Origin of the sequence: Aquirufa sp. (genome assembly GCF_044342065.1) — a bacterium.
GTDB lineage: Bacteria > Bacteroidota > Bacteroidia > Cytophagales > Spirosomataceae > Aquirufa.
On the sequence record NZ_JBIIQN010000003.1, the window covers coordinates 58,274 to 70,552 of the forward strand.

At 41.8% G+C, this 12,279-nt stretch carries 10 protein-coding genes and 1 tRNA gene; 7 read left to right on the forward strand and 4 right to left on the reverse strand.

The window, feature by feature from the left end; all coding sequences use genetic code 11:
• The first annotated feature begins 189 nt into the window (after nt 1–189).
• The 3 genes from ACIQZ2_RS02005 to ACIQZ2_RS02015 are packed head-to-tail and all read left to right on the forward strand — an operon-like array spanning nt 190 to nt 3,174.
• On the forward strand, nt 190–1,161 hold the full coding sequence (locus ACIQZ2_RS02005; protein ID WP_395767165.1) for a bifunctional heptose 7-phosphate kinase/heptose 1-phosphate adenyltransferase: 972 nt from the start codon (nt 190–192) through the stop codon (nt 1,159–1,161).
• Nucleotides 1,142–2,398 (forward strand): AGE family epimerase/isomerase, encoded by a 1,257-nt coding sequence (locus ACIQZ2_RS02010; RefSeq protein WP_395767166.1) that lies wholly within the window; start codon nt 1,142–1,144, stop codon nt 2,396–2,398. Before ACIQZ2_RS02005 ends, ACIQZ2_RS02010 begins: the two co-directional genes overlap by 20 nt.
• Complete coding sequence (locus ACIQZ2_RS02015) at nt 2,395–3,174, forward strand: TonB-dependent receptor plug domain-containing protein (protein ID WP_395767167.1); 780 nt, start codon at nt 2,395–2,397, stop codon at nt 3,172–3,174. Before ACIQZ2_RS02010 ends, ACIQZ2_RS02015 begins: the two co-directional genes overlap by 4 nt.
• Nucleotides 3,175–3,220: 46 nt before the next feature.
• On the opposite strand, the gene ACIQZ2_RS02020 is transcribed toward ACIQZ2_RS02015, so the two are convergent.
• Together ACIQZ2_RS02020 and fabD are read right to left on the reverse strand one after the other, a co-directional pair.
• Nucleotides 3,221–3,291, reverse strand: a tRNA-Gln gene (locus tag ACIQZ2_RS02020).
• 115 nt (nt 3,292–3,406) lie between these two features.
• The gene (gene fabD, locus ACIQZ2_RS02025; RefSeq protein ID WP_395767168.1) at nt 3,407–4,288 is read right to left on the reverse strand and encodes an ACP S-malonyltransferase; all 882 of its coding nucleotides are present in this window, start codon (nt 4,286–4,288) and stop codon (nt 3,407–3,409) included.
• Nucleotides 4,289–4,383: 95 nt separating this feature from the next.
• On the opposite strand from fabD, the gene ACIQZ2_RS02030 reads away from it, so the two are divergent.
• A complete protein-coding gene (locus ACIQZ2_RS02030) occupies nt 4,384–5,487 on the forward strand; it encodes a hypothetical protein (RefSeq protein ID WP_395767169.1) in 1,104 nt (367 codons plus the stop codon).
• Here ACIQZ2_RS02030 and ACIQZ2_RS02035 read toward each other — a convergent pair.
• Nucleotides 5,444–5,833, reverse strand: a complete 390-nt coding sequence (locus ACIQZ2_RS02035; protein ID WP_395767170.1) for a DCC1-like thiol-disulfide oxidoreductase family protein — start codon at nt 5,831–5,833, stop codon at nt 5,444–5,446. The genes ACIQZ2_RS02030 and ACIQZ2_RS02035 overlap by 44 nt on opposite strands.
• Nucleotide 5,834: 1 nt before the next feature.
• Nucleotides 5,835–8,624 (reverse strand): gliding motility-associated C-terminal domain-containing protein, encoded by a 2,790-nt coding sequence (locus ACIQZ2_RS02040; protein ID WP_395767171.1) that lies wholly within the window; start codon nt 8,622–8,624, stop codon nt 5,835–5,837.
• A 184-nt stretch (nt 8,625–8,808) separates the two neighbouring features.
• Between ACIQZ2_RS02040 and ACIQZ2_RS02045 the strand changes: the two genes are divergently transcribed.
• Genes ACIQZ2_RS02045 through ACIQZ2_RS02055 form a run of 3 tightly spaced genes read left to right on the forward strand, consistent with a single transcriptional unit; the run spans nt 8,809 to nt 12,244 of the window.
• A complete protein-coding gene (locus ACIQZ2_RS02045) occupies nt 8,809–9,477 on the forward strand; it encodes a succinate dehydrogenase cytochrome b subunit (RefSeq protein WP_395767172.1) in 669 nt (222 codons plus the stop codon).
• A 19-nt stretch (nt 9,478–9,496) separates the two neighbouring features.
• The gene (locus tag ACIQZ2_RS02050; RefSeq protein ID WP_395767173.1) at nt 9,497–11,476 is read left to right on the forward strand and encodes a fumarate reductase/succinate dehydrogenase flavoprotein subunit; all 1,980 of its coding nucleotides are present in this window, start codon (nt 9,497–9,499) and stop codon (nt 11,474–11,476) included.
• A 9-nt stretch (nt 11,477–11,485) separates the two neighbouring features.
• Entirely contained in the window at nt 11,486–12,244 is a 759-nt protein-coding gene (locus tag ACIQZ2_RS02055) for a succinate dehydrogenase/fumarate reductase iron-sulfur subunit (protein WP_395617969.1), read from the forward strand.
• Nucleotides 12,245–12,279 lie beyond the last annotated feature (35 nt).

Sequence of the window (12,279 nt, forward strand, 5' to 3'; positions counted from 1 at the left end):
ATTAAGGTAAAAAGAAGCCCAAAATTAAAGAAATTTGAGGAGAAATTATCAGTTTTACATCCCAATTTTTCATTCCAAAACCTTAGCTTTGGCAAACCTCATAGGATTGCCAAAGCTACGAAAGGAACGTGTGCAACTATTTGCCTCAAAGCATTTTTTTTGTACATTTCCACAATCAAACCTGACAGCATGAATTTCCAACGATTAGAGACCATTTTGTCCCAAATCAGCCAATTACGCATCGCAGTTATCGGTGACTTTGCGTTGGATTTTTATTATGTCTTCAATCCTGAAACGGCAGAAATTTCTGTAGAAACAGGAAAAGAGGTTCAGCATGCCTCCAAAGCCAAAACCTATTTAGGTGGTGCGGGCAATGTTGCAAAAAACCTAGCCCAACTCGGTGCCCAAGTTGATGCATATGGACTGCGCGGAAACGATGTTTTTGGTAGAGAAATGGAATACATTGCCCAATCGCTACAAATAAACACCCATCAACTGAAGGTCAAAAACGAAATCGATACACCTACCTACGGCAAACCGATGCGCCAGGAAGTGGAAGATAGACGATTGGATTTTGGAACGAGGAATCATCGATTCCAACAATTCACACCGGAGGTTATTGATGCACTCTCAGAGCATGTAAAGGAATATGATTGGATTATCATCAATGAACAATTCCAAATTCCCTTACTTGATGAAGCAAATTTAAGAAACTTGCAAAAAATTATTGGTTCAAATGCCATTGCCGACTTACGAAGCTTAGGAGCTTTTGCGACAGAAACGTTACTAAAGGTTAATGAAGCTGAATTACAAAACATCATAGGGACAAGTAGCGAGGTGGAAGAGAGCATTAAGACCTGGGCAGCCAAAAGGCAAAAACCGGTACTCGTTACGCTCGGGGATCAAGGGATGGTTTATGCATCACCCACCGAATTTCATTGGGAAAGAGCAATACCCATACAAGGGCCCATCGACACCGTTGGTGCAGGTGACATGGTGGTAGCTGGTTTTTCAGCAGCTAGAGCGACAGGGGCTTCCATTCAGGAAGCTTGTGAATTTGCCAGCTTGGCCGTACATATAAGTATTCATCATATAGGCGAAACCGGCTCCGCGAGTCCGGACGCAATCAGACAATTACATCATGGACATTCAATCGCTTAGAACTGAAATAAAGGAATACACTGAAGGAGCTTTGTTGCCCTTTTGGATTCAACGAACGGTGGATAAATCGCAAGGTGGATTTATTACGCATTTCAATGAATTTGGGGAGGATTCGGGGGAAGATGAAAAATCGTTGATTGCGATGACGCGATCAGTCTTTACGTATTCTCAGGCCTACCGACATGGATTTGGTGGGGAAGTGATGAAGGAAATGGCTGAGCACGGGGTAAGGTTTCTGTTGGAAAAGATGTGGGATAGCGAACATGGCGGATTCTATTGGATGGTGAACCGTGCTGGTCAGGCCACAAACAAGCAGAAAATCGGATATGGCCATAGTTTTGCCATCTATTCGCTTAGCGAATATACCTTAGCCACTGGAGATCCCGTGGGATTGGAATATGCGGAGCAGGTCTTTGATTTACTCCAAAAATATGCGGTGGACACCCATTACGGGGGGTATTGGGAATTTTTTGCGGAGGATTGGTCGATGATGGGGCCGGGGGCTCCCGGAGGGGACCGCAAAACTTTAGATGTACACATGCATTTGATGGAAGCTTTCACCACCTTGTATGAAGCGAGTGGCAAGGATATTCATCGAAGAAAATTGAAGGAATCGATTGATATTTTGATATACAAAATCATGGACCCCGCAACGGGAACCGGTATTCCACAGTTTTGGGCAGACTGGAGCGTAGCACCACAGATTAAATTTGATATTGTATGGGGTTGGGATCGTTTTCAGGATGGGGGCCAAAAAGCATCAGCAGTGGACAATACATCTTATGGTCACAACTCAGAATTTGCTTGGCTTTTAATGCATGCGCTGAAGGTGGGAAAAATTGATTCGACACCTTATTTGGCCAACATCAAAAAGGCATTTTACCATTCGATGGAAAATGGAATTGACTGGATTAACGGAGGTGTGTATGTTGAAGGCTCACATAGTGGAGGGCCTACGGATTTAGAAAAGGAATTTTGGCAACAGGCAGAAATGCTGATTGGGATGTTGGATGCCTACCTTATTACAAAGGATGGGCAATTTCTACAGGCATACCTGCAAGTGCATCGATTTGTATTCGATAAAATGATTAACCGAAACACCGGTGAATGGTGGCCTTTGATGACCCGGGAAGGAGAACCTATTTGGCGTCATATGGCAACTAATTGGAAAATAAACTACCATAACGTTCGTTCGATGATTCTCTCGTATGAGAAGCTAGGCGAATTAAATTTATGAAAACTAAATTATGCTTCTTGATGCTCTTGGGCTTCCAACTATTCGGACAATCTGAAACTGCGGAAAGTATTTTAAAAAAGTATTTTCATGGGGATCGTCAACAAATATCCATTCGACAAGATACCCTTTGGGTGATATGGCATGAACCAGCCGACAAGGTAAATCCGCTAGAATTTAGGGATACGTCAGCTATTCCTTTGAAACAAATTCAAGAGATTAAATTTATCAAAGGCCGAAACACACAAGGTGAAGCGGGGATTGGTATGCAATTAATACCTGTAGTTTATGACAAGGTAACCTCAATAAAATCGCTTAATGAAGTTGACAATAAAACCTTAAACCAAGTAAATGTTGCCACTGTCAATCAAAAACTACAAGGTCAAGTATCGGGCGTGACGATTGGAAATGACAATTCACCTGGCGGCGGGGCCATGGTCCGAATTCGGGGAATTGGTTCAATAAACGCGAACAGTCCCCTGTATGTAGTCGATGGTGTACCTATTAGTGGGAATATCAACTCCATTAATCCGGGTGACATTGCCTCAGTTACGGTGTTAAAGGATCCTTCTCAAACCGCCATGTATGGCGTGCGCGGTGCCAATGGCGTTATTGTGATCAGTACGATTAAAGGAGGGACAACGAATACAGGAATCCCAGAAGAATTTCAACAGGGCTTTACCCTTCCGATGACAATTTGGACCTGGGGAAAGCAAAGTAATGATTTTAGGAAAACTGGGAGTGATAAAAATCTGAAGCAAATGCTACTGATGCTATAAAAAAAGCCTTCTACAAAAATGTAGAAGGCTTTGATTTATTAATCTGTTGACCTACCAGGACTCGAACCTAGAAAACCAGAACCAAAAACTGGTGTGTTACCATTACACCATAGGTCAATACCAAATAGTGATGCAAAAGTAAGGTCTTGCTCCCAAAAAATCAAACATCGTTCTAAAAAAAACGAATTATTTCTTCAAGCGAGTACCTAACACCTCATTAGCAAGGATTTAATTAGGCCAATTCCATCGATGACACAAGTGCATCTATATGAATCTTTTTCACTAAGCCTTGTAATACCTTTCCTGGTCCACATTCGATGAATTCAGATGCTCCCATTGATACCATGGTTTCGACCGACTGGGTCCACCGAACTGCTCCTGTTAATTGAGCAATTAAATTCGCTTTGATGATCGCGGGATCTTGTGATGCCTGTGCATTTACGTTTTGAACAATCGGACAGATCGGTTTTAATACTTCAGTCGCTTCAATCGCTGCTGCCAATTCCACACGAGCCGGCTCCATAAATGGCGAGTGAAATGCCCCACCTACCGGTAAAGTTAATACACGCTTAGCGCCTGCTTCCTTCAATTGAATACCCACCGCCTCGATGCCTTCCACTGAACCTGAAATTACTACTTGACCCGGGCAATTGTAATTTGCTGCCACAACAGAAGGTCCATAAGCGCTACAAATTGCTTCAATCGTCGCATCAGGTAAACCCAAAACAGCCGCCATCGTACTGGGTTGAATTTCACATGCCTTTTGCATGGCTAAGGCGCGCTTGTATACCAACTGTAATCCGTCTTGCCAAGCTAATCCTCCTGCAGCTACCAAAGCCGAAAACTCACCTAATGAGTGTCCTGCAACCAATGCAGGCGCAAAATCTTTTCCTAATTTCGCTACCAGTACCGAATGCAAATAAATAGCGGGTTGAGTAACACGGGTTTGTTTCAACTCCTCCTCAGTTCCTTCAAACATCACTTTAGAAAGCGAAAAACCTAATACGGCATCTGCTTCTTCTACGATTGACTTTGCAGTGGAATAATTTTCATAAAGATCTTTCGCCATTCCTGGAAATTGAGACCCTTGACCCGGGAAAACATATGCTTTCATTTGTATATTTTTTTATAAATTTGACGTCGCTAATTCACTATTCTACAAAGATAAACAATTGTTAAATTTCATTGTTACGGTTTGAAATAAAACACATGAAGAACAAATTACCACTTAACGTTATTTTTTCTTTGCTGATATTGACACTTTACGCTTGCAAACCTGAGGAAATAATTACGCCTGTCAAAGAGCCTCCTACGATTGTAGATTTGGACTTAAAATCAACACGCAAGTTTGTTCAAAGGAATGATAAAAATGAAGGTGAAATTTTAATCGTAGGAAATTCCACTACCCCATTTACATCCGCAAAAGTCAAATTCAAAAACTACTTTGGGGGACAAGAAACCGATTGGCTAACCTTAACACCAGGTTCATCAAACACCTTCAGTGGCAGATTTACCTTAAAAGGTGGAGGCTATTATCCACAAATCATCCTACAAAAAGATAACGTTGTTTTAAAAGATACTTTGCTGCCCTGGAACTTTAAAGTTGGCGAGATTTTCGCAATAGTTGGCCATTCGTTAGCTGAAGGACAAATGCCCTACACCATAACTGCCTATGACCAACAATGGTGTGAAATTATCAAATGGCCCACCCAGAATGGAATTGATGGTTTTTGGGGGCGATTCGCTGACAAACTTCGGGTAAAATTACAAGTACCTATCATGGTTTACAATACGGGCATAGGCGGTAGCAATTCGTATCAATGGGGGCAATCCGCCTATGGACTAGAATTTGAAAGCCCAATATTTAATTGGAAAAACAGGCACCCATTTTTCTTTTTTGAAGAAAGACTCATTAATGATATTCCTAAAACGGGCTTAAGGGCAGTCTTGGTAATGCATGGAGAGAACGATTATACAATCGCAGAAAATCAAATTATCGAAAGCACCCGAGCCTACATCAATAAAACCAGAGAATTATTGTCGGCGCCAAAACTCACCTTTGTCATTGCAAAGTCAAATACCAACCTCGATATCATTGAAGTTTCAAGAGTTAAATCAGCGCAAAAAAGAATGCTAACGGAAATTCCATTTACATTCTTGGGTCCAGATTTAGAAACCGTGGTAGGTGGAGCATATCGTTGGGATGGTATTCACTTCAACTTTGCTGGACTTGAAGAAGCTGCGGAACGTTGGCACCTTGCTTTAACACCTACTTTTTTCCAACAAACGATTCCTGTGTATCAATCGAAATAAATTCGCATGATTTATCTGTTCCCTTAGTCCTGCGATTACGAGCTACCCAATCATATCCAACATCAAGCAGTGGTTCAGGTAAAAAGAATAGCAATCGCAAGGGCTGAGCATACCAACGAGCTATTTGTAAAATTTTAGCTATCGCCGCAGATTTAATAAACAATTGATTATTTGTTAACACTTTAATGCTGTCAACCGACCAATTCGGATCGTTTGACCACGCTAGTAATACCTCCTCAGAAACCTTATTTAAAGGAACTATAGTTAATCCGGGTTTACAAAGCCGACGCAACCAACGAGATGCCCATAAGCAGAATGAACAATCGCCATCAATAACTACTAGCATTTTATCTTACTAGCTCGAGCCAGCCTTTTAATTGTTTACTAGACTTTGAAACATCCGTTACATCAAATTCTACATCTACCGTATAAAAATACGTTCCTGTCGCCATTGGCTGCCCACTTTTTGATCGTCCATTCCATCCAAATCCTGGTAAATCACCCGCATACTCATATACCAAAGACCCGTAACGATCCACAATTTTAGCCCGCACCTGCTTCACAAACCGAGGGCAATACATGGCTTGAAATACATCATTCTTCCCGTCGCCATTTGGACTAAATAAATTAGGTAAATCAAATGAAGGACAATTATCCACACAAACTACATTACTTTTAGGACTCTCAAGCCCATTTTGGCTAACGGCCGTAACGTAATAACACGCAATGTGTGATATTAAGTTCTTATCCAAAAATTCCAAAGATTCCGTTTCAGCTATTTTGGTAAATGGTGCAGTAGATGACTTGGCAACATAAATTCGATATTTTTCAATGAAAGGGTCGCATGTCCCTGATACAACCGGTTTCCATGTCAATAGATTCGAGACCGAAATAGACTCACAATTTGACGTTTGAACACCACAGTCTGGTAAACTAACTTGTAAAACAGGAGGACAAGGAGCGGCTAACTGCACCAAGGGTTTGATGCATATTCGTTGCGATGCATTCTCTATTCTTCTGGCAGGTAACACATCACCGTAGCTACCAACCGTCTGTACATAATAACAATAGGTGGAATCTGCAGAAAACGTTACATCCAATTTTCCATCGGTTGAAATAAAATCAGTTCCCAAATCGGTGTACTGGAAAGAACTTGGTCCTGCCACAGACACATCCGAAATTTGATTGAATTTATTTGAACCGGGATACGTTTCTCTATAGATCCGATGAACCTGAAAATCATTCGACCACGGTACCACTGAAGTCCAAGCTAATTTGATGGATTTGACCGCTGCTTGCGCAATCAAACGAACAGAACTTGCTGGTGCTGGACTATCCAACAGCTTTAGTGCTCCATTAGCAGTGTAATAAAAATCAACTTGATATCGGTATCCTTTTTCGAGTGTATTCATGCCCTTGTCTAGGAAAATCGTATCAGCAGTAACCCCTACCTCAACAAATTGACTTCCTGTGAGCCCCTCGGCACGTTTCAATCGGTATTGGTAAGGCGATTTATAAATAGCCGTATCCAACTTCAGGGGTTTTGTCCATTGAACCTTCATTTCACCTGCGGTCACATCCGTTTTTATAACACTTACTTGAGTCATTAAAGGGGCAGTAGATGCAATAAATGCACAAACAGATTCCGACATCGGGCTATAGTTTAAAAACCCTTTGGCATTTTGAAACTCAACAACCAATACATATGAATAATTCGTATTCTTCATTAATCCCTCTCCCCCATTTCTATCGACAAAGGAGTTTTGATCAATCCCCACTTCACCAATTTTAACAAAGCCATTTGCCGTCATCCCCGTTGAACAAGCTGCATTAACAACGGCTCCACAAGCACCCGTCCTGCGATAAATTAAAGTCTTGGCTCCTGTCAAAGCACAACTAAATGAGTTCCAGGTCAAAAGTGCATTGGTACCCTGAAGCGCAACCTTCAAGCCTTTAGGTGCCGGAGCGATTATTTGAATCTTCCACAGCTTGCTATCCACTAATTTTACCCCATTCCCAACGGAAACAGGAGGATTATCTTCAACCTTAAACAAAACATCATAGGTTTCTTTACGAATATGTTGACATTCAGTCTGCCACCTAAATGTTCCCCTTGCTGGGGAATTTTGTCTAGCAATGGAAGCGAAAGTCGCATACGGTTGTTTAATTGCATAGTCAGAATCCATTGCATACACATTTCCAGAACTAAACAAGGTCAATGGGTCGACTCTTCCTGATTGAGAAGGGACATCAATCGCAGTAATACTTTCATTGATTAATGTACCGGCTTGAATACATACATTGGGTGGAACGGTAATTTTGGGAGCTTTATTATCCACATCTTTTACTTCAATTTGCATATCACGCACCGTTTCGGAAATTTTTACCCCATTACGCCATTCCTCAATTATGAATGCACAGTTATATAAGCCCAATTCTTGAGGTGAGTCCCAAATTAAATCGCCACTTCTTGCATTTATTGTAAAAGAAGATGGAATGCCAGAAACTTCATTAGGTTGTCTAAAATTAGGAGCAGTAATGCCGCGACTTGAAGGATTACAGGTTTCAGAATCACCTGTCCGAGAAACTGACAATCGGTATGCCAAACTATCCCCCTCCGCATCTACCGCATTGGGGTTGTGTATGAAAGGCTGGCCTACAACTGCCGTTAAATCAACTGCAGGATTCAATAACAATGGAGTTGAATTTTGGCCTAAACCTGAATTAATGGAAAAAATGGTTTCAACATAAAAAGAAACCTCCACTGAACGAGTCATATTCCTTACCCCATCATTACGGTTTGGAATTGCTACGGACACCTTGTAAAATAACGCTGGGGCAGGATAAGTATACTGAACCTTGTAGAGATTTTTCAGTGTTCCATTGCCTATATCCAAGGGAGTACCACAGCATCTTTTAGCCTTGATTATCGTAGACCCATCCCCAAAACAAAAATTCACTTCTTCCTGATCTTGATTCGCTCGATTATTCTCAGTATACGTCGTTAAAGTGAATTCATAAGTCAATGTTTTATCAGATATACGTCTAACGGTTATCTCACCTCCCTTTAAGTGCGTCGCCTGAACAGCGCTTAAAGAAAAAAGTAGCATAGAGATGATTAAAATAAATTTCCGCATAAAACATTCAAGTCAGTTGGCAAGTTACTAATGCAAAATTAAAATCGTAAAAAAAACCATTTTTTTACGTGATTAATTTGATTGACAAGCGATTGGATTGTAGTTTTGAACGCTAAAAATCAGTAGCGGAGTTGAAAACAACAATCGCTCAAAATATTTTTACTTTAATCTAATAACCTTATTTATGGCTTGGCTAGCAAAATCTCTTAATTCATCCCTTGGAAAAAAGCTTCTCATGGCAATCACAGGCCTATTTTTGATTAGCTTTCTCATTGTTCACTGCGGTTTGAATGCAACCATTTTCTTAAATGATAAAGGTGCGACATTCAATGAAGGTGCTGAATTTATGGCACATAATCCAATAATCAGAACGATGGAAATCGTTTTATTTGGAGGTTTATTGTTGCATGTTTTTGATGGCCTTCGTCTATGGTTAGACAATAAGAAAAAACGTCCAGTCGCTTATGCGGTTGTGGACGGTGCAGCAAACAGCAAATGGTACTCGCGTTCCATGGGACTTTTAGGAACTTTGTTGTTGTTATTTCTAATTATGCACCTGAAGCATTTCTGGTATTTCTCCCGTTTGACTAACGACTTAACAGAGTCACATACCTTATACAACGAAATGCAAGTTGTCTTCCAAAGCCCAATCGTCGTTATCGTTTATGTGCTTGGTTGTATTTCCCTAGGATATCACTTATTACATGGTTTTCAGAGTGCATTCCAAACATTGGGTTGGAACCACCCAAAATATACGCCTACGATTAAGGCCATTGGGGCAATTTATTCCATTGTTATCGCCGCATTATTTGCCGCTATGCCCGTTGCCTTCTATTTTAATTTGATTCAATAATTCCTCAGCAGATACGGTTATGACAAAATTAGACGCTAAAATTCCAGAAGGTTCGCTGGCTGAAAAATGGACCAAGTACCGCTCAAGCGTGCCTTTAGTTAATCCGGCCAACAAGCGTTCATTAGAAATTGTGATTGTGGGTTCAGGTTTAGCTGGTGCATCTGCAGCAGCCTCATTAGCTGAGTTAGGATATAAAGTAAAAGTATTTTGCTTCCAAGATTCGCCACGTCGTGCACACTCCATTGCCGCACAAGGTGGTATCAATGCAGCAAAGAACTACCAAAATGACGGTGACTCGGTTTACCGTTTATTCTACGATACCATCAAAGGGGGTGACTACCGAGCTCGTGAAGCAAACGTGCACCGCTTAGCTGAGGTTTCGGGAAACATCATTGACCAATGTGTGGCACAAGGTGTTCCTTTCGCACGTGAATACGGCGGATTGCTTTCTAACCGTTCATTCGGTGGAACGCAAGTTCAACGTACGTTCTATGCAGCGGGACAAACAGGCCAACAATTATTATTAGGTGCTTATTCTTCCTTACAACGTCAAGTGGGAATGGGTAACGTAAAAATGTATACACGCCACGAAATGCTTGATGTGGTTACCATCGACGGGAAAGCACGTGGTATTATCGCGCGTGATTCTGTTACGGGTGCTTTAGAGCGTCACTTCGGACACGCAGTGTTGCTTTGTACAGGTGGTTACGGAAACGTATTCTACTTGTCGACAAACGCGATGGGATCGAACGTAACAGCCGCTTGGAAAGCACATAAAAAAGGTGCTTTCTTCGCGAATCCTTGTTACACGCAGATTCACCCGACGTGTATCCCGGTTTCTGGTGATCACCAGTCGAAATTAACCTTGATGTCTGAGTCATTACGTAATGACGGTCGTATCTGGGTTCCTAAAAAGGAAAACGATACCCGCAAGGCGAATGAGATTCCTGAAGACGAAAGAGATTACTACTTAGAGCGTCGCTACCCAGCGTTTGGTAACTTAGTACCACGTGATATTGCGTCTCGTGCAGCCAAAGAGCGTTGTGATGCAGGTTATGGTGTAGGTGCTTCCAAAATGGCAGTTTACCTAGATTATGCAGCGGCGATTGTACGTTACGGAAAAGGAGAAGCAAATAAAAACAACATGCACAATCCATCCGATGAAGAGATTCAAGCGATGGGTAAGGCAGTCGTAAAAGAGAAATATGGTAATTTGTTTGATATGTACAAGCAAATTACGGGTGAGGATCCATACGAGGTACCGATGCGTATTTATCCAGCGGTTCACTATACCATGGGTGGACTTTGGGTAGATTATAATTTGATGACGACTGTTCCAGGTTTATATGCCTTAGGAGAAGCTAACTTCTCAGATCACGGCGCGAACCGTTTAGGAGCATCAGCCTTGATGCAAGGTTTAGCGGATGGTTATTTCGTGATTCCTTACACCATTGGTAATTACCTAGCCTCTGAGATTCGTACCCCTTCTATGTCAACGGATTCTGAAGATTTCGTTGCAGCTGAAAAAGCAGTACGCGATCGTTTAGAGACTTTGATGAACATCAAAGGTTCGAAACCCGTTGATTACTTCCACAAGCGTTTAGGAAAAATTATGTGGGATGAGTGCGGTATGGCACGTAGCGAAAAAGGTTTGAAAGCTTCCATCAAAGAGATTCAAGCATTACAGAAAGAATTCTGGTCAGATGTGAAGATTCCTGGCGAGATCGATAACCTGAACCCTGAATTAGAGAAGGCTGGCCGTGTGGCTGATTTCTTAGAATTAGGGGAGCTAATGTGTATAGATGCGCTAGATCGCAACGAAAGTTGTGGTGGTCACTTCCGTACGGAATACCAAACGGAAGACGGGGAAGCCCTTCGTGATGACGAGAACTACGCGTATGTAGCTGCTTGGGAGTACGAAAAACAATCGAAATTCAAGCTTCACAAAGAAGAATTGAAATACGAAAACATCAAAATTGCTCAAAGATCTTATAAATAATTCGATACAATGGAAGGACATTTAAACCTGACACTCAAAATTTGGAGACAAAAAAATGCAAGCGTAGCTGGTAAATTCGAAACATACCAGGTAAGCGGCATCTCCACAGATATGTCATTTTTGGAAATGATTGACGTGTTAAACAACCGTTTGATCGAAGAAGGAGATGATCCGGTAGCATTCGACCACGATTGCCGTGAAGGTATTTGTGGTATGTGCTCGATGTACATCAATGGCCGTCCGCATGGACCTAACCGTGGTGTGACGACTTGCCAATTACACATGCGTTCATTCCAAGATGGCGAAACAATTACCGTAGAGCCGTGGAGAGCAAGTGCATTCCCGGTTATCAAAGACTTAGTCGTTAATCGTTCGGCATTTGACCGTATCATTGCAGCAGGTGGATTCGTTTCGGTGAATACAGGTAATGCACAAGATGCGAACAGCCTACCTATTCCGAAGGAAGATGCGGATGACGCGTTTGCGGCTGCGGCTTGTATCGGTTGTGGTGCATGTGTGGCTGCGTGTAAAAATGCATCAGCGATGTTATTTACTTCAGCTAAAATTTCGCAATTAGCCCTTTTACCTCAAGGTAAAGTAGAAGCTGCGAAACGCGCAGAAGCGATGGTTGCTCAAATGGATGAAGAAGGTTTCGGTGCTTGTTCTAACACAGGTGCTTGTGAGGCGGAATGTCCTAAAGGTATTTCGCTAGAGAATATTGCACGCATGAACCGCGAATATTTCTCTGCTACTTTTTCTTCGAAATAACACTTCATTTATAGCCCCTGATTGAAATTTCAGGG

Coding starts and splice junctions, on each gene's coding strand:
- ACIQZ2_RS02005 (WP_395767165.1), top strand. CDS start 190: ATGAATTTCCAACGATTAGAGACCATTTTGTCCCAAATCAGCCAATTA.
- ACIQZ2_RS02010 (WP_395767166.1), top strand. CDS start 1,142: ATGGACATTCAATCGCTTAGAACTGAAATAAAGGAATACACTGAAGGA.
- ACIQZ2_RS02015 (WP_395767167.1), top strand. CDS start 2,395: ATGAAAACTAAATTATGCTTCTTGATGCTCTTGGGCTTCCAACTATTC.
- fabD (WP_395767168.1), bottom strand. CDS start 4,288: ATGAAAGCATATGTTTTCCCGGGTCAAGGGTCTCAATTTCCAGGAATG.
- ACIQZ2_RS02030 (WP_395767169.1), top strand. CDS start 4,384: ATGAAGAACAAATTACCACTTAACGTTATTTTTTCTTTGCTGATATTG.
- ACIQZ2_RS02035 (WP_395767170.1), bottom strand. CDS start 5,833: ATGCTAGTAGTTATTGATGGCGATTGTTCATTCTGCTTATGGGCATCT.
- ACIQZ2_RS02040 (WP_395767171.1), bottom strand. CDS start 8,624: ATGCGGAAATTTATTTTAATCATCTCTATGCTACTTTTTTCTTTAAGC.
- ACIQZ2_RS02045 (WP_395767172.1), top strand. CDS start 8,809: ATGGCTTGGCTAGCAAAATCTCTTAATTCATCCCTTGGAAAAAAGCTT.
- ACIQZ2_RS02050 (WP_395767173.1), top strand. CDS start 9,497: ATGACAAAATTAGACGCTAAAATTCCAGAAGGTTCGCTGGCTGAAAAA.
- ACIQZ2_RS02055 (WP_395617969.1), top strand. CDS start 11,486: ATGGAAGGACATTTAAACCTGACACTCAAAATTTGGAGACAAAAAAAT.